This window comes from Roseburia sp. OM03-7AC (genome assembly GCF_003462625.1).
GTDB classification, from domain to species: Bacteria; Bacillota; Clostridia; order Lachnospirales; family Lachnospiraceae; genus Roseburia_C; species Roseburia_C amylophila.
Genome location: NZ_QTZJ01000008.1, coordinates 1 through 18299, shown reverse-complemented (window position 1 = coordinate 18299; position 18299 = coordinate 1). Strand labels below are relative to the sequence as shown.

General features: G+C 42.0%; 12 protein-coding genes. 4 read left to right on the top strand and 8 right to left on the bottom strand.

The window, feature by feature from the left end:
• Window positions 1–2 precede the first annotated feature (2 nt).
• From DXB39_RS12410 to secA, 5 genes are all read right to left on the bottom strand, one after another.
• A complete protein-coding gene (locus tag DXB39_RS12410; RefSeq protein WP_022244522.1) occupies window positions 3–998 on the bottom strand; it encodes a rod shape-determining protein in 996 nt (331 codons plus the stop codon).
• A 480-nt stretch (window positions 999–1478) separates the two neighbouring features.
• Window positions 1479–4313, bottom strand: coding sequence for an excinuclease ABC subunit UvrA (gene uvrA / locus DXB39_RS12405; protein ID WP_117842145.1), 2835 nt, complete (start codon window positions 4311–4313; stop codon window positions 1479–1481).
• Window positions 4314–4335: 22 nt separating this feature from the next.
• A complete protein-coding gene (gene uvrB / locus DXB39_RS12400; RefSeq protein WP_022244524.1) occupies window positions 4336–6318 on the bottom strand; it encodes an excinuclease ABC subunit UvrB in 1983 nt (660 codons plus the stop codon).
• Between the two features lie 173 nt (window positions 6319–6491).
• Window positions 6492–7691: an FprA family A-type flavoprotein gene (locus DXB39_RS12395; RefSeq protein ID WP_117842144.1), complete on the bottom strand. Its 1200-nt coding sequence runs from the start codon at window positions 7689–7691 to the stop codon at window positions 6492–6494.
• 80 nt (window positions 7692–7771) lie between these two features.
• The gene (secA, locus tag DXB39_RS12390) at window positions 7772–10342 is read right to left on the bottom strand and encodes a preprotein translocase subunit SecA (protein WP_117842143.1); all 2571 of its coding nucleotides are present in this window, start codon (window positions 10340–10342) and stop codon (window positions 7772–7774) included.
• A gap of 710 nt (window positions 10343–11052) precedes the next feature.
• Between secA and DXB39_RS12385 the strand changes: the two genes are divergently transcribed.
• The gene (locus DXB39_RS12385) at window positions 11053–11316 is read left to right on the top strand and encodes a TIGR03905 family TSCPD domain-containing protein (protein ID WP_022244527.1); all 264 of its coding nucleotides are present in this window, start codon (window positions 11053–11055) and stop codon (window positions 11314–11316) included.
• Window positions 11317–12099: 783 nt separating this feature from the next.
• Here DXB39_RS12385 and DXB39_RS12380 read toward each other — a convergent pair.
• The gene (locus DXB39_RS12380) at window positions 12100–12528 is read right to left on the bottom strand and encodes a hypothetical protein (RefSeq protein WP_117842142.1); all 429 of its coding nucleotides are present in this window, start codon (window positions 12526–12528) and stop codon (window positions 12100–12102) included.
• A 168-nt stretch (window positions 12529–12696) separates the two neighbouring features.
• Window positions 12697–13458 carry a LysM peptidoglycan-binding domain-containing protein gene (locus tag DXB39_RS12375; RefSeq protein WP_117842141.1) on the bottom strand — a complete coding sequence of 254 codons (762 nt, stop codon included), beginning with the start codon at window positions 13456–13458 and terminating at the stop codon, window positions 12697–12699.
• Between the two features lie 135 nt (window positions 13459–13593).
• Between DXB39_RS12375 and DXB39_RS12370 the strand changes: the two genes are divergently transcribed.
• Entirely contained in the window at window positions 13594–14712 is a 1119-nt protein-coding gene (locus tag DXB39_RS12370; protein ID WP_117842140.1) for a DUF4422 domain-containing protein, read from the top strand.
• 50 nt (window positions 14713–14762) lie between these two features.
• Here the strand turns inward: DXB39_RS12370 and DXB39_RS12365 are convergent, their stop codons facing one another.
• The gene (locus tag DXB39_RS12365) at window positions 14763–15029 is read right to left on the bottom strand and encodes an RDAC family protein (RefSeq protein WP_117698453.1); all 267 of its coding nucleotides are present in this window, start codon (window positions 15027–15029) and stop codon (window positions 14763–14765) included.
• 680 nt (window positions 15030–15709) lie between these two features.
• On the opposite strand from DXB39_RS12365, the gene DXB39_RS12360 reads away from it, so the two are divergent.
• Window positions 15710–17305, top strand: a complete 1596-nt coding sequence (locus DXB39_RS12360) for a zinc ribbon domain-containing protein (protein WP_117842139.1) — start codon at window positions 15710–15712, stop codon at window positions 17303–17305.
• On the top strand, window positions 17298–18122 hold the full coding sequence (locus DXB39_RS14800) for a TPM domain-containing protein (RefSeq protein WP_158561564.1): 825 nt from the start codon (window positions 17298–17300) through the stop codon (window positions 18120–18122). Before DXB39_RS12360 ends, DXB39_RS14800 begins: the two co-directional genes overlap by 8 nt.
• Window positions 18123–18299 lie beyond the last annotated feature (177 nt).

Below are 18299 nucleotides of genomic sequence, written 5' to 3'. Positions count from 1 at the left end.
TCTTAATCGTCGTCTCTCTTACCAGCTAAGAATTCTACGAATTTACCTGTACCAATTGCTACACAGGTCATTGGTTCTTCTGCTGTCATTGTATTAATTCCTGTCTTATCTTCAATCAGCTCTTCCAGTCCTCTAAGTAATGAACCGCCACCTGTCAGCACAATTCCTCTGTCTGCGACATCCGCTGCCAGCTCTGGTGGTGTTTTTTCCAGAACACTGTGTACCGCTTCTACAATCTGTAAAGTCGGTTCTCTTAATGCTTCCTCAGTCTCTTCAGAAGAAACAGTTACTGTCTTAGGAAGTCCTGTTACCAGATTACGTCCACGGACATCCATAGTTTCCGGCTGTGCCAGTGGGAAACAGGTTCCAATCTTAATCTTAATATCTTCTGCAGTTCTTTCTCCGATCAGAAGATTATGTTTCTTTCTCATATAACGGACAATTGCCTCATCAAAATCATCTCCGGCAATTTTAATTGATGTACTTACTACCGAACCGCCCAGTGAAATTACTGCAATATCTGCGGTTCCTCCTCCGATATCTACAATCATATTTCCACAAGGTCTTGCAATATCGATACCTGCTCCAATTGCTGCTGCAATTGGTTCTTCAATAATTGCAACTTCTCTTGCTCCTGCCTGATAAGTTGCATCCTCTACCGCCTTCTTCTCAACCTCTGTTACACCACTTGGTACACAGACACTGATTCTTGGCTTACGGAATGTTTTCTTTCCCAGTGCCTTCTGAATAAAGTACTTAATCATCTTCTCTGTTACAGTATAATCAGAAATAACGCCCTGACGGAGTGGTCTTACTGCTACAATGTTGCCCGGTGTTCTACCAAGCATCAGTCTTGCTTCTTCACCAATCGCCTTAATCTTGTTTGTATCTCTGTCAAACGCTACTACGGACGGCTCTTTTAAAACTACGCCTTTTCCTTTAATATAAACCAATATGCTGGCTGTTCCTAAATCAATTCCAATATCTGTTGAAACCATGTCAATGTTTCCCCTTTCATCTGTTTCATTATATGTGGAGTAATCTACCCCAAAAAAGGCAGACTACGCATTCAATCATATTCTTACATATATAATCACATTATATACAATAAATGGCATTTTTCAAAGGTTTTTTTCTGTTTTTACTTATTTTTAATGAAATCGCAACATCTTCTTAACTTTCTTTTGCTTTTTAATTGTCTTAACTTTTTGTTCACATAATAGTCACAAGTCTTCTATATTATCATATATGTACTAGCTATTAAGCTAATATAATTTTTCATAACTCAGCCCTTCGGATGTCCCTCGGGATGTCCGGAGGGTACTCCCCAAGATAGTAACTGCTGAATGTTTCAGCAGTTTTTTTGTGCACATAACAGTAACAAAGAATGTGCCTATAGAAAATAGCACCTGCCGAACCCGCCACTGGCAGTTTCTAGCAGATGCCATTTTTCATTGTCTTATGCTTATCCGGTATTACTATTCCAGATATTTCTTTACATATTGTCCGGTATAGGATTCCGGTACTTTGGCAATCTCTTCCGGCGTTCCCTGGGCAACCACAGTTCCGCCACCGTCTCCGCCTTCCGGCCCCATATCAATAATATAATCTGCCGTCTTGATTACATCCAGATTATGTTCAATTACAACTACTGTATTGCCACCATCAGACAATCTCCTCAGAATTTCAATTAATTTGTGGACATCTGCAAAATGAAGTCCTGTTGTCGGCTCATCCAGAATATAAATAGTCTTTCCTGTACTGCGTTTGCTTAATTCTGTTGCAAGCTTAATTCTCTGTGCTTCTCCACCAGACAGTTCAGTAGATGGCTGGCCCAGACGGATATAGGATAAGCCCACATCATAAAGGGTCTGTATCTTTCTTGCAATAGAAGGCACATTCTGAAAGAATTCCAGTGCCTCTTCCACTGTCATATTCAGCACATCATAGATACTCTTGCCCTTATATTTTACTTCCAGTGTTTCACGGTTATATCGTTTGCCCTGACACACTTCACACGGAACATATACATCCGGCAGGAAATGCATTTCTATCTTAAGAATACCATCACCGGAGCAGGCTTCACACCGGCCACCCTTCACATTAAAGCTGAATCTTCCCTTCTGGTATCCTCTTGCCTTGGCATCCGGAGTGGATGCAAACAAATCTCTTATCATATCAAACACACCGGTATAAGTAGCCGGATTGGAACGGGGTGTTCTTCCGATTGGAGACTGATCAATATCAATTACCTTATCTAACTGTTCCAGACCTTCAATATCATCATGGGCACCCGGAATACACCTTGCCCGGTTCAAATCCCTTGCCAGACGTTTATAGAGGATTTCATTGGTCAGTGAACTCTTTCCGGAGCCGGACACTCCGGTAATGCAGGTCATAATACCCAGTGGAATCTTCACATCAATATTCTTCAGGTTATTCTCTCTTGCACCTTTTACAGTAATGAATCCGGTTGGTTTCCGTCTTTCTTTCGGTACCGGAATCTTGATTCTTCCGCTTAAATAAGCACCGGTAATAGAGTTCTTATTTTTCATAATCTCTTCTGCTGTTCCGGTAGCAATGACTTCTCCGCCATGTTCACCGGCTCCCGGTCCGATATCCACAATATAATCTGCTGCACGCATAGTATCTTCATCATGTTCTACCACAATCAGTGTATTTCCAAGGTCTTTTAATCCCTTTAAGGAATTCAAAAGTTTATCATTATCCCTCTGGTGCAGACCAATACTCGGCTCGTCCAAAATATAAGCCACACCTACAAGTCCGGAGCCAATCTGGGTTGCCAGTCTGATTCGCTGTGCTTCACCACCCGATAAGCTTCCGGTTGCGCGGGAAAGGGACAGATAATCCAGTCCCACATCCATCAGAAAGCCTACCCGCGCCCGGATTTCTTTTAAAACCTGATCACCAATCAGATGCTGCTGTTCCGTCAGTTCCATTTCTTTTAAATAGGCATCCAGATTACGGATGGACATCGCTGTTATTTCATATATATTTTTACCGGAAACCGTTACTGCCAGCGACTCTTTCTTCAACCTCTGCCCGCCACAGCTTTTACACGGTGTAATCCGCATAAACTCCTCATACTGCTGCTTCATGGTATCAGAGCCGGTCTCACGATAGCGGCGTTCCACATTCTTAATCAGTCCTTCAAAGGCAATGTCGTATACGCCTTCTCCACGCTGACCTTTATAATATACCTTTACAGACCTTCCATTGGTTCCATGAATCAGCATATTCCGGACTTCTGCCGGCAATTCCTTATATGGTGTATCAAGACTGAAGCCATATTCCTCAGAAAGTGCCTTAAGGATTGCATAAGTAAAGCTCTTCTTATCAGTAGAGGATTGCCAGCCCATTACCTGAATTGCGCCCTCTGCAAGACTCAGTCTTTTATCCGGTATCATCAGTTCTTCATCAAATTCCATCTTATAGCCCAGGCCAAAGCATTCCGGGCAGGCTCCGAATGGATTGTTAAAGGAAAAGCTTCTCGGTTCGATTTCATCAATACTGATTCCACAATCCGGGCAGGAAAAGCTCTGGGAAAACTGCATGGTCTCTCCATCAATGATATCCACCATCAGAAGTCCGTTTGAAAGTTCTAACACATTTTCAATAGAATCCGTCAGACGCTTTTCAATACCTTCCTTTACCACCAGACGATCCACTACGATTTCGATATTATGTTTCTTGTTCTTATCCAGCTTTATCTCTTCCGTCAGTTCATAGGTATTTCCGTCCACCTGTACTCTCACATAGCCGCTTCGCTTTGCCTGTTCAAAGAGCTTCTGGTGTTCACCCTTTCTTCCACGGACTACCGGTGCTAAAAGCTGTATCCTGGTACGCTCCGGCAGCTTCATAATCTGGTCTACCATCTGGTCTACGGTCTGTTTCTTAATCTCCTTGCCGCAGTTCGGACAGTGCGGAATTCCAATCCGCGCATAGAGCAGACGGAAATAATCATAAATCTCCGTTACCGTTCCTACAGTAGATCTCGGGTTACGGTTTGTGGATTTCTGGTCAATGGAAATTGCCGGAGACAAACCTTCTATTTTCTCTACATTCGGTTTCTCCATCTGTCCCAAGAACTGCCTTGCATAAGATGACAGGCTCTCCATATAACGCCGCTGTCCCTCTGCATAAATCGTATCAAATGCCAGTGAGGATTTACCGGAGCCGCTGAGTCCCGTCAGTACCACAAATTCATCTCTTGGTATATCCACATCAATATGCTTCAAATTATGTTCGCTTGCGCCACGAATCCTGATATATTTTCTCTCTTTCTTTGCCACTTTTTCTTCCTCTTTCTCTACCTTACAAATCGCGAAGCATCTTCTTTAACTCAATTAACTTATCACGATATTCTGCCGCAGCCTCAAAGTTCAACTCTGCAGCAGCATGGTTCATCTTCTTCTGAATATCTGCAATCAGCTTCTCCAATTCCTTCTTATCCATGGATTCCGGATCTTTCTTGAATTCCATTTCATTCTTGGCTACCTTCTTGGAAATACTGATTAACTCACGGACAGATTTCTGAATGGTAGTCGGCGTAATGCCATGCTCTTCATTATATTTCTGCTGAATCTCACGGCGGCGCTTTGTCTCATCAATCGCAACCCGCATGGAGTCTGTAATCTTATCTGCATACATGATAACATGACCTTCACTGTTTCTTGCCGCTCGTCCGATAGTCTGAATCAGTGAAGTCTCGGAACGCAAGAAACCTTCCTTGTCCGCATCAATAATTGCCACTAATGTAATTTCCGGTATATCAAGTCCTTCCCGCAAAAGGTTAATTCCCACCAGCACATCAAATACATCCAGCCGTAAATCCCGGATAATCTCTGCCCTTTCCAAAGTATCAATATCCGAATGCAGGTATTTCACACGAATACCCACTTCACGCATATATTCTGTCAAATCCTCTGCCATTTTCTTGGTCAGTGTCGTTACCAGCACCTTATGTCCTGCCGCAGTCTCTTTATTGACCTCTCCAATCAAATCGTCAATCTGGCCTTCTACCGGACGCACTTCCACGTCAGGGTCTAAAAGTCCTGTCGGTCTGATGATCTGCTCTACCCGCAAAAGTTCATGTTCTTCTTCATAATCATTTGGCGTTGCAGATACAAACAGCATCTGGTCTATCTGGCTTTCAAACTCTTCGAAGTTCATTGGCCGGTTGTCTTTTGCCGAAGGCAGACGGAAACCATAATCCACAAGCGTTGTCTTTCTGGACTGGTCTCCCGCATACATTCCACGAATCTGCGGAATCGTAATATGGGACTCGTCTACCATAATCAGGAAGTCATCTGGAAAATAATCAATCAGTGTTAACGGTCTCGAACCTGCCGGCTGTCCGGATAAGTGCCTGGAATAGTTTTCAATTCCACTACAGAAGCCTGTCTCTTTTAACATTTCAATATCAAAATTCGTCCGCTCGGCAATCCGCTGTGCCTCTAAGAGCTTATCTTCCCCCTTAAAGTATTTCACACGCTCTTCCAGCTCTGCTTCAATGGTATCGCATGCACGCAGGATTTTCTCTCTTGGCACTACATAATGGGATGCCGGAAAAATACTGATATGATTCAGACTATTCTTAATCTCGCCGGTCAATACATCGATTTCTGTAATCCGGTCTATTTCATCGCCAAAGAATTCTACCCGGATAGCAGTCTCTCCACGGTCTGCCGGAAAGATTTCCAAAACGTCTCCCCGTACCCGGAAGGTGCCTCGCTGGAAATCCATATCATTTCTTGTATATTGTATATCAATCAACTGCCGGATAACATCATCACGATCCCGTTCCATGCCCGGCCGCAGAGATACCATCATCTTCTGGAAGTTCTCCGGTTCACCTAGTCCATAGATACAGGATACACTGGAAACGACAATAACATCCCGCCGTTCCGTCAATGCTGCTGTAGCAGACAGACGCAGTTTATCAATCTCATCATTCACAGAAGAATCCTTTGCGATATAAGTATCCGTGGATGGCACATATGCCTCCGGCTGGTAGTAATCGTAATAGGAGACAAAGTACTCTACTGCATTTTCGGGAAAAAATTCCTTGAATTCTCCATAGAGCTGCGCCGCCAGCGTCTTATTATGCGAAATAATCAATGTCGGTTTATTCATCTGGGCAATGACATTTGCCATGGTAAATGTCTTACCGGAACCAGTTACACCCAGTAGTGTTTCAAACTGATTGCCCTCTTTAAATCCCTTCACCAGCTTCTCAATTGCCTGCGGCTGGTCTCCGGTGGGTTGATATTTGGAAACTAATTTAAAATGATCCACTCAATTTCTCCTCTGTTCATTTACTCTTCCTTTAGTATTACCACGTTTCTCCGCTCATTATAGCACCCCATAGTAAAAAAGTACAGAACAAAATCGAATGTTTGTTCTGTACTCATTTTTACTCTGTTCGTTTTTATTTTATTTCATTTTATCTTCTGATAACTGCCAGTGCTTTAGAAATCTTTCTTAATCTCTGCCACCAGCTCATCCAGCTGTTCCAGCTGTTCGTTCTTTAATGAAGATTTAATACTTACCTTTGGTTCAATAATCTTCATATCTTTCATTTCTGTAATCTTATCTGCCATCTGTTTTCCAGCTGTTGCTGCCCAGGTACCATTATCCAGAATCGCAACGGTACGCTTCTGAACTGCAAGTGCTTTCATGTCATTTAAGAAATTCTCCATAACCGGATATACATTTCCATTATAGGTTGGCGCTGCCAGTACAATATGACTGCAACGGAATGCTTCTGAAATCAAAGTGGAAACATGTGTATTGGATACATCATATACTACAATATTATGGATATCTGCTTCTGCCAGCTTTGCTGCGAGTACATTTGCAAGATTTTCTGTATTTCCATACATGGACGCATAAGCAATCATAACTGCTTTCTCTTCCGGCTCATAGCTGCTCCAGGTATTGTATTTATCCAGAATGTAACCAAGATTGGAACGCCAGATTGGTCCATGCAGCGGACAGATAATAGAAATATCCAGTCCTGCCGCCTTCTTCAAGGTTGTCTGAACCGGTCCACCGTATTTTCCAACAATATTGGTATAATAACGTCTTGCGTCATCCAGCCAGTCGCGATCGAAATCAATTTCATCATTAAAAATATTTCCGTTCAATGCACCGAAGGTTCCGAATGCATCTGCTGAAAATAATACTTTGTCCGTTTCATCATATGTTACCATTACTTCCGGCCAGTGTACCATCGGTGCCATCACAAAGTGAAGGGTATGTTTTCCGGTATTTAATATCTCGCCTTCTTTCACAGTAACGGAACGTTCTGCAATATCAAAGGTATAAAACTGTTGTATCATGCCAAAGGTCTTAGCATTTCCCACAACCTTTACTTCCGGATATCTTCTTACGATTTCTTCAATTAATGCACAGTGATCCGGTTCCATATGGTTTACAATCATGTAATCCAGATTTCTTCCATCCAGTGCAAATGCCAGATTTTCTAAAAACTGTCCTGCAATGGAACGGTCTACGGTATCTAATAATACTGTTTTTTCATCTTTTAAAAGATAGGAATTATAGGATACGCCTCTTGGAATCGGGAATACGTTTTCAAATAAAGCAAGTCTCCTGTCACTTCCACCAATCCAGATTATATCTTCTGTTACTTTTCTTGTGCAATGCATCTATTTTCCTCCTTTTGTCATATTTACTGTTATAATGTAATTTAATTATTATAAGTCGATTTAATTTTTGATTTTTATTCTTAAGCTTTTCTTCCGCAGCACTGTTTGTATTTCTTGCCACTTCCGCATGGGCACGGATCATTCGGATAAACCTTTGCTGCCGCACGTTTCTTCGGTACGCCCTGTGCAGTCTCATCCTTATTGGTTCCGGTTACTTTTGCAACCTGCTCTCTTTCTACCTTCTGCTCTACTCTGACATGGAATAACAGACGGACTGTATCTTCCTGAATACTGTTAATCATCTCTTCGAACATATCATAACCGCTCATCTTATACTCTACCAGCGGGTCTCTCTGCCCATAAGCCTGTAAACCGATTCCCTGACGCAGCTGATCCATATCATCAATATGATCCATCCACTTACGGTCAATAACTTTCAGTAAAATAACGCGCTCTAATTCACGGACAGCTTCCGGCTCCGGGAACTCTGCTTCCTTCTCCTCGTAGAGTTTTACAGCCTGTTCTTTTAAAGCATGTTTTAACTTCTTCTGATCCTTGTATTCTTTTGCCTGCTCCGGTGTCACCTGCCGAAGTGGAATAATTGGAATCAATAACTGGTTCAGTTCATTAATGTCCCATTCTTCCGGTGGTAAATCCGGCGAAATACAGGTATCTACTGTATTTTCCACTCTGTCGGTAATCATCTTATAGATAACATCACGCATGCTCTCGCCATTCAATACGCGGAGACGTTCTGCATAAATAATCTCTCTCTGGTCATTCATAACCTGATCATATTCCAACAGATTCTTACGGATTCCAAAGTTATTTCCCTCAATCTTCTTCTGTGCCTTTTCAATTGCACTGGTCAGCATCTTATGCTGAATCTGCTCGCCTTCCGGCACACCCAAAGTATTAAACATGCTAAGCAGTTTCTCAGAACCAAACAGACGCATCAAATCATCTTCCAGTGAAATGAAGAACTGGGATTCTCCCGGGTCTCCCTGACGACCGGAACGTCCTCGCAGCTGGTTATCAATACGTCTGGATTCATGACGCTCAGTACCGATGATTTTCAGACCGCCGGCTTCCTTTGCTTCATCATCCAGCTTAATATCAGTACCACGACCAGCCATGTTGGTTGCGATGGTAACCGCACCATGTACACCGGCCTGTGCTACAATTTCAGCCTCTAACTCATGGAATTTTGCATTCAAAACTTTGTGTGGTATACCACGCTTATTCAACATGGAGCTTACCAGCTCAGAAGTATCGATATTGATGGTACCAACCAGAACTGGCTGCCCCTTCTTGTATGCTTCTTCTACTTCATCCACAACAGCATGGAATTTTTCTTTCTTGGTCTTATAAACAGCATCCTCTTTATCCACACGGATAACCGGTCTGTTGGTAGGAATCTCGATAACGTCCATTCCATAGATGTCACGGAACTCTTTTTCCTCTGTCAAAGCGGTACCGGTCATACCTGCTTTCTTATCATACTTATTGAAGAAGTTCTGGAACGTAATATTGGCAAGGGTCTTGCTCTCACGTTTTACTTTTACATGCTCTTTTGCTTCAATTGCCTGATGTAATCCATCAGAATAACGCCGGCCCGGCATAATACGTCCGGTAAATTCATCTACGATTAATACCTGATCATCTTTTACCACATAATCCTGATCACGGAACATCAGATTGTGTGCACGCAGTGCTAAAATGATATTATGCTGAATCTCAAGATTATCCGGATCTGCAAGGTTATCAATGTGGAAAAACTGTTCTACCTTCTTTACACCTTCTAATGTCAGATTGACTACTTTATCCTTCTCATTTACCACGAAGTCTCCATCTTCTTCGATTTCCACTCCCATGATAGCATCCATCTTGGTGTATTCCTTCTGATCTTCACCACGTTTCATCTGTCTTGCCAGAATATCGCATGCCTCATAAATGCTGGTGGATTTGCCACTCTGTCCTGAAATGATAAGTGGTGTTCTTGCCTCGTCAATCAACACAGAATCGACCTCATCGATAATTGCAAAATGAAGCCCACGCTGTACTAACTGTTCCTTGTAAATCACCATGTTATCGCGCAGGTAATCGAATCCCAATTCATTATTGGTAATATAAGTAATATCACAGTTATATGCATCCTGACGTTCCTTAGTGTCCATGCCGTTAAACACAACGCCAACAGTCAGTCCTAAGAATTCATGAACCTGTCCCATCCACTCAGCATCACGTTTTGCCAGATATTCGTTGACAGTTACAACATGTACGCCCTTTCCTTCCAATGCATTTAAGTATGCCGGCAGGGTAGATACCAATGTTTTTCCTTCACCGGTCTTCATCTCAGCGATACGTCCCTGATGCAGGATAATACCACCAATCAGCTGAACACGGTAATGTTCCATTCCAAGCACTCTCTTTGCTGCCTCACGAACGGTTGCATATGCTTCCGGAAGCAGATCGTCCAGTGTCTCACCATTGGCAAGTCTCTTTTTGAACTCTTTTGTCTTATCCTTTAACTGCTCATCAGTCAGTTCCTGCATGGCAGGCCGATAAGACTCTATCTTATCTATAAGCGGATAAATTCTTTTTAATTCTCTTTCGCTATGTGTTCCAAAGATTTTTTCTATTGCTTTCATATAATGCTCCTATCCATAATTTTGCTTACGCAACTATGAAATATTGTACCACTATCTGCCTTTCTTCACAATATCTAATCCCATGAACGTTTTATAAACTTTTTGTTAAATCAGTGGACTTTTTACAAACAGATGCTATAATAGGCAAAGATTGAACAGGCGATTGCAAAATGGAAAAACAGAATAAGATATTTTTATAGGTGAAAGACTTCACTTCTTTTTAATGGATATGAAATATCTCGTAACTCTTAGCACTTTATTTTTCTTGATTGAAGACTGTCTTTCCGGTTGCTTTGACATAGGATTCCAGAACTGTCCGCCGGTTGCGGATACAACGCCAAACCCGCAAGGGGCACTAGGAATTTCGATGAAATCATGATTATGTCCGGCAACCGGTGTATATTCACATCCATGTTCAGATACACCTCACTGGCACATCCCTGTGCCAGTGTTGCCGGTTGCCAGTGAAATTCCAAGTGCCCCTAGCAGCTTTGCCAAGGTATCCGCACTCCGGCGGACAGTTCCGGAATTTCTTGTCAAACATTGGAAAGACAGTTGATATAACAAAAAGAAAAATAAAGTGCTTAGAGTTACAATATTTTATATCGGAAAAGGAGGTGGAGCCTTTCACCTCATAAAAAATATGTCATACACTATTTTTCATTTTGCAATCGCCTGGCAACAAGTCCAGGTATAGAAAGGAGTTTCTTATGCATTACACATACAAAACCAAAGGAACCTGTTCCACCCAGATTGATTTGGATTTAGAGGGAAATGTTTTAAAACATGTTACCTTTACCAACGGATGTAACGGCAACTTAAAGGCTATCTCTTCTTTGGTAGAAGGATTAACGGTAGAAGAAGTAGAAGAAAAATTAAAGGGCATCACCTGTGGATTCAAATCCACTTCCTGTGGCGACCAGCTTGCCCAGGCATGCTTAGCAGCCCTTGAAGCGCAGAAAAAAGAAGCATAACAGAACAAAGAATGTGCCTTGGCACATTCCCGCGCCTGCGGCGGTCGCTTGCGACATCTACCTTATACGCTGCAGTGCGCATCCTCGCGGAGCGTTTTTTACTTTACAGGAAAGCAATTCCCTGTAAAGTGAAAAAGGGCATCATCTAAATTCTCTTAAGATGATGCCCTTTCATACTATTTCGTCCATTGGACTTTTACCTCATTTCGTATATTTCGTCTTCAATCCCTGAACCCTTCCTCCTGAATCCGTTCGCTTCTGAGTCCTGTTGGACTGGAACCATATCTTTACGTTGCCGTTCTGATTCTCCATCCACTTTTCTTTTGTATTTACCTCAGGTTTTCCTTCCGATTCTGAATCCATGAACTGAATCTGATTTTATTATTTATTATGTCAGGTTTCATAATATCTATCAGCTCTGCATTGGACCGTACCTTCCTTTCTTACTATTGCGTTTCTCTTCGTCTAAACGCTTGTCCGATTCTGATTTAATATCCTGGTGGTATCGACCTCCTCTTACATTATTATGAGTTTGTTCCTTCTCTTTCTGGTGGAATCTCCTCCTTACTTTGTTTCCGTTCATTTGTTTCTTTTGATGATTTGATTATATCTAACTATAGTTCATTTGTCAACACTATTTTTAGAATTTTCTTAATTATTTTTCGTATTTACTTTATTATATTGCATATATTGTGTAAATTATCTGAATTTTCAGTTTTATTTAAATTGTTAAAACAACTACAGGAAACATATGTAACTGTAATCTGTCTGCGATGCCATTTCCTATTCGCTGACTTTCCACTCTACCTGGGCACTTTCTTCCTTCTGAAGAGAAAGCAGAAGAGTAAATAACTGATGAATGGTCTCCATCAATTTCTGGCTTGGAAGAATTGCATACTGGGCCAGCCGGTCCAAATCAAAATAGCGGACATTCGGATCCGGCAGGAATACCATGTTGGTGCTCCGCACTTCTTCTCCACAAGTCTCAATATTTTCATAAGTAATCATTGCAAATTCATTTCCATGCTCTTCGCAGGAATAGGCTGTATAACACTCATCTACTACCCACTGCTTTCCGTCGGCTTCTACAACCGGCTTTTCGGATTCCTCTTTATATTCGCTGGTCTTCATCTCAACATTCCAGTGCTGCTTTCCTTCTTTGGTTCTCTCATATAAATGCTCTAATGTGCTGTTTAAAAATTCTGGTGTCATTTTTGCTGTCTCCTTCTATTTACTATTGTTTTTGTTCTGTACTTTTATGTTGTGGCTGTCCGCAGTTGCATTCGGACAGCCCCGGTTATTTTTGTCCTGTTTTTCTATTATAACACAGCCGCTTCTGCTGTGAAACCATAAGAAATAATACTTTTTAATGCCTTTTCTTTAACGAAGCCCGGATTCCTTTGCCTCTGTTTCCAGTCCGCTGGCAAGATAATCTGCCATGGCAATAATCTGCCGCTGGATATTCCAGAATGTCTGTAAATCTTTTTCATAATTACCGGCAAGCCGCTCACTGATTTCCTGTCCAATCAGTTCTACATGCATACGGAACATTTCTTTTAATGCACTTTCTTCATATTCCGGTGTTGCAGATGCTAAAAGTTCTGCGATGCGGTCTGCATTTTCGTTTAACCGGCGTACCTGCTCCACCGTATCCTTCGTTCTCCCTTCTTTTTTCTGGGTAATCAGTCCACCGGTAAGTTCTACATGGCGCACCAGTAAATCTCTGAGGCTGTGCACCGTATTTTCCGGATAATATCTGCCGAAAAGGTCTGCTATTTCCTCTGCATTATCAATTAATGCAGTAACCAGCTCCTGCTGATCCGGCAAATCCGCCGCCATGCTGACCAAAAGCATCCGGAGCAGGTAAGTATGATTCAGCCATGCCATCCGCATCAGTTCTTTTAAATTTCCTTTTCCGTTGTTATTGGAAATCCCGGAATTTCCTGTATTTCCCAGCATTTCCGGTCTTGTGTATTCTCTGCCCGGACATATTTCTATCTTCATTCCAATCTGTAAATTGTAAGGATTTATCCTTGGATTGCTTAAAATAATAGAGGATACCGTTGTCTTATACTGCCGGGAAAGTTTGTATAATGTATCCCCGGCTTCCACGGTATGTTCGATTGAATTGCTGCAGTTCACGCTGACCTCTTTCCATTCTTTCTTACTTTCGTATTAGTTTATGTCAAAAATGTTGATTGGTTCCCCGATTTGCTCTTGCCAGGGAATGCGATTGCGTATACAGTAAAGGAAAAGCATGTTTTTGCGAGGTGTATTATGTCCATTAAAATATTCGTTATGACCCACAAACAATTTAAAGCTCCCACCGATTCCATGTATGTTCCCCTGCAGGTCGGACATGCAATTTCTCCGGAATTGGGCTATCTTGCAGATGATACCGGAGATAATATTTCCCGGAAAAACAAAAGTTTCTGCGAGCTGACCGGCATTTACTGGCTCTGGAAAAATTACCATGCCTGCGATTATATCGGCATCTGTCATTACCGCCGCTATCTCATAAATAGACAGGGACTTATTTTCACGGAAAAAGAGCTGATGCGGCTGATTCAGAATCATGACATGATCACACCAAAGCTTCTGACTTTAAATACTTCGTATTTTAATGGTTTCAGCCAGAACCATCACCAGAAGGATCTGCTGATTACTGAGCAGGTCATTTCTGAAAAATACCCGGACTATGTGCCTGTTTTTCACCATATGGTTCATGATGTACATACTTATTTTGGGAATATTTTCATTACTTCAAAGGAACGATTTGATGCCTACTGTGAATGGCTGTTTGACATTCTCTTTGAAGTGGAGTGCCGGGTCGATATCAGCAGCTATGATAATTACTGCAAGCGGTTGTTTGGATTCCTGTCGGAATTTCTGTTAACAGTTTACATTGCGAAGCAGAATCTCTCCACCTATGAATGTATGGTGGGGATGTCCGGTGAAAAGCATGAAACAAGAATGCTCCGGGAATCTCTGGCAAAATGTTTTGCGGATAGCGACTACCAGAAAGCCCAGTCCATTTTCATGGAAAACTATGTGAAACGTCCGGATATTCTGATGGAAGCTTCTGATATTACCGGCGAACTGCACCTTTGCATGCAGGTGATTTCTACCTGTTCCTTCGAACAGGAACTTTACGGGCATAACCTTTTAGATATGATTCATGATTATCATTCCCTGATGGAATTTTGTCACCGGTTAAATGAAATTGTAAATCATTTTCTTACAGGAACAGAGTCTGCCGCTGATATTTCATGGCTCAAAAAATCCACTGCTCTCTCTCCGAAAGCAGTGGATATAGCGATTCAGATGTTCTGTTCTGATGAGGACTTAAAAGAGAAAGTATTTTCAAAAATCTGTTCCCATCTCAAAGATTTTTGAATTCCGGCTTCTTCCTTCTAATCTGCCCATCTTTCCGGTCTCACCTGTTTCTACTGGCAGGCTGCCACAGAAACGGTCCGGCATCCCGGTGAAATAATTTCGCAATGGTCAGAGAATGTTACGGTCATTCCCTCTTTTTCAAAAAATGCTTCAATTGCCGCTTTGAGCATACCCTCTTTACCATCACATGCACAAAATCCTAACGGTTCTACAACGGCTGTCTCCGCATCATGAAAGCTAATACGGTATGGCAGGCGTTGTTCATGTAACGCTGCATTCAGGTGTGCAATCTGGTTATAAGTAAATTCCTGTCTCATAAGCACCCCTCCTCTACGGTCGTATGACAACTCTCTCGTATTACTTCTAGATATATATATTATAACTCAATTTTCTGAAAATATAAAGTAAAATGTATTTACTTTCTGTTATATTTCTATTACCATATTAGTATATTACATTAGGTCATTGTCAACGAGATAAGTTGATACCGGAAAACTTTGGTATCGAAGAACCTTTTGTTTTTATAATATGAAATACCTGCATTTCTTATGTGTGTGTTTCGCTTGATGGTAAACTGTCTTTCCGTTGCTTTGACGAAATCGCTGCACTGTCCGTCGATTGTAGATGCCACCTAACGGCTGCAAGGGGCACCGGAAATTTCGGACAATATATCACTTTATCCGGCAACCGGTGCAAATTCACATCCATGCTCATATGCACCTCTCTGGCACATCCCTGTGCCAGTGTTGCCGGTTTTCAGGCGAAATTCCAAGTGCCCCTAGCAGTCGTTATAAGGCATCTGCATTTCGACGAACCGTACAGTGATTTTGTCAAACATTGGAAAGATAGTTTTTATAACCAAAAGTGAAACACACACATTAGAAATTCGGTATTTTTATATCTAAAACAAAGGTTTTCGATACCAGAAGTTTTCCGGGGACAACGTATCCTTGTGCGGTCAATACCTGAGTATATTAAATCAAAAGAGGAGAATGTTATGTATGAATGTCCCAATTGTGGCGGAAATCTGAGGTTTGATATTCCAACACAATCACTTTTCTGTGACTACTGTCACACACAGCTGAATCCTTACAGCTATCAGAAGGATCACGATGCTGTGGAGACATCTACTTATGATGTCAACATTTTCACCTGTCCGCAATGCGGCGGTGAAATCTTAAGTACCGAGAATGCTGCAACCGGATTCTGCAGTTTCTGTGGTGCTTCTACGATTCTTGACAGCCGGATTGCCAGGGAAAAACGTCCTGACTACATTGTTCCTTTCCAGATTACCAAGGAGGACTGCAAGAAAGCTTATGGCAAAATGATGCGCCATGCCATTTTTGCCCCTAAGGAACTGAAAGACCCTCGCAATGTAGACAATTTCCGTGGGATTTATATGCCTTACTGGGTATATAACATTACCCACGAAGGTACAGTACAGCTGCCGGCTGAAAAAAGCCACCGGGAAGGTAACTATATTGTAACCGACCACTATAATCTGCTCTGCCAGACGGATGCCTATTATAAAGGTCTCTCTTATGATGCGTCTTCTTCTTTTTCGGATGTTATCAGCGAGAATATTGCTCCCTTTGATGTGCGCGGCATGAAAAGTTTTACTCCGTCCATTCTGTGTGGTTTCTATGCTGATACTGCCGATGTGGACAGCGATATTTATCTGGAGGACGCAAAAGCCATTGCCAATGAACAGACTTATTCCAAAGTCAAAAAAATACCTGCCTTCCAGGAATTTAATTTTATTTATCCGGAAACAAACCATTATATGAGTTATGCATTAAATACGGAATGCAAGGAAGCTGCCAGCGCCATGCTTCCGGTATGGTTCTTATCCTACCGTAACAAAGACCGCGTTGCCTACGCTACGGTCAATGGACAGACCGGAAAGGTTGCTGCTGATATCCCGGTAGATAGACGTAAATTTTTACTCGGTTCCTTTCTACTGGCTATCCCGGTTTTTCTGCTTTTAAATCTTTTCTTTACCATACGGCCTGCTTCAACCCTGATACTTTCTGCGGCACTGGCACTTTTTGCCTCCATTATTTATTTTGTGGAGCTGAGCGAAATCCATAGTCAGGAAACCTATGAGAATGACAGGGGATATCAGTCCAAACAGGGAAATGTCAAGAAAGAAGCCAAAGTAAAAGTAAACTTAAAGCCCCATAAAAGCATGAAATCTAAATTCGAAAAAATAATTCCTTATCTGTTTTTAGGTGTATTTGCAATTCAGGTTCTAATGGGAATCTTTAGTTCCGGCGGTTTTTCATTTTCTAAAATTGTCATGCTTATTGTTATCGGCGGTGGGGTTCTGACTTCGCTGTTTGGATTTTCCCAGTTCAGCGAAACAACCACCCGTGGAAAAATTCCGGGATTCCTAGGAGCTTTAATTTCCATTGCTGCTGCTGGAATGATTACTTTCCTGCATCCGGTTTCCGACCTTTATTACTATGGTGGTGCAATTGTATCTTTTGCCGGTATTATTTTTACGCTTCTTAGCATTTTAAAGGAATACAATATGCTTACCATGCGGAAACTGCCGCAGTTTAACCGACAGGGAGGTGATGACCGTGCCTGATACATATAAGAAGAAATACAGCTCTTTTTCTGCAAAAATAATTCTTGGCTGCCTGCTTGCATGTTTCTTCCTCTTACTTAACGGAAGTATTACCTGCAAAGCCGAAACCAAGACCTATACCAATAAAAGCACCGGTTATCAGGTTATCGTTGAGGACGATGCCAACCTTTTAACAGACGAGGAAGAAACCACCCTTGGAAAAGAGATGGCTCCGATTACCACTTACGGAAGTGTTGCTTTTAAATCCATCGATTACAATCCTTACTATTCTACTGAGGATTATATCCGAAGCTATTACCGCGACACCTTCGGTTCCACCAGTGCAACCGTATTTCTCATTGATATGGACAATCGGAACATCTGGATTCACAGCAACGGAACCATTTATGAAACCATTACGAAAAGTTATGCCAACACTATCACCGATAATGTATACAAATATGCCTCTGATGGTGATTATTACACCTGTGCATTTACCGCTTTTGGTCAGATTAATACATTGCTCGAAGGGCGAAAAATTGCGCAGCCGATGAAATATATCAGTAATGCCTTTTTAGCAGTTATCATTGCTTTGTTGTTAAATTATTTTCTGGTACGTTCCTTCTCCCGTGCGAAGAGACCATCGAAAACAGATCTTTTAGGAAAGGTATTTACACAGTGCAATATTGTCAATCCAAATGTCCGTTTTATCCGGCAATCCCGTGTCTACAGTCCGCCTTCCAGCAGCGGCAGCGGTGGCAGTAGCGGTGGCAGCAGCGGTGGCGGCGGTGGCAGCAGCAGTGGCGGTGGCGGCGGTGGCGGCGGTCACAGCTTCTAATCCCAAGACCTGCCTTTTGCCGTTTCATACCGCTATTTCATAACCTGTAGAACCTGCCACCGGCAAATTCCTGCAGATGTCCGGCAATAGCAAAAATCCCATGGAGAATATTTCTGTTTTGATATGTACCCTCTTTACTGGACAACCAGTAAGGAGGGTGTTTTTATGCGTTATAGT

Bases quoted from the DNA above. Each gene is read 5' to 3' on its own strand.
- DXB39_RS12360 (WP_117842139.1), top strand. From the start codon at position 15,710: ATGTATGAATGTCCCAATTGTGGCGGAAATCTGAGGTTTGATATTCCA.
- DXB39_RS12380 (WP_117842142.1), bottom strand. From the start codon at position 12,528: ATGACACCAGAATTTTTAAACAGCACATTAGAGCATTTATATGAGAGA.
- DXB39_RS12395 (WP_117842144.1), bottom strand. From the start codon at position 7,691: ATGCATTGCACAAGAAAAGTAACAGAAGATATAATCTGGATTGGTGGA.
- DXB39_RS12385 (WP_022244527.1), top strand. From the start codon at position 11,053: ATGCATTACACATACAAAACCAAAGGAACCTGTTCCACCCAGATTGAT.
- DXB39_RS12370 (WP_117842140.1), top strand. From the start codon at position 13,594: ATGTCCATTAAAATATTCGTTATGACCCACAAACAATTTAAAGCTCCC.
- secA (WP_117842143.1), bottom strand. From the start codon at position 10,342: ATGAAAGCAATAGAAAAAATCTTTGGAACACATAGCGAAAGAGAATTA.
- DXB39_RS12410 (WP_022244522.1), bottom strand. From the start codon at position 998: ATGGTTTCAACAGATATTGGAATTGATTTAGGAACAGCCAGCATATTG.
- DXB39_RS12365 (WP_117698453.1), bottom strand. From the start codon at position 15,029: ATGAGACAGGAATTTACTTATAACCAGATTGCACACCTGAATGCAGCG.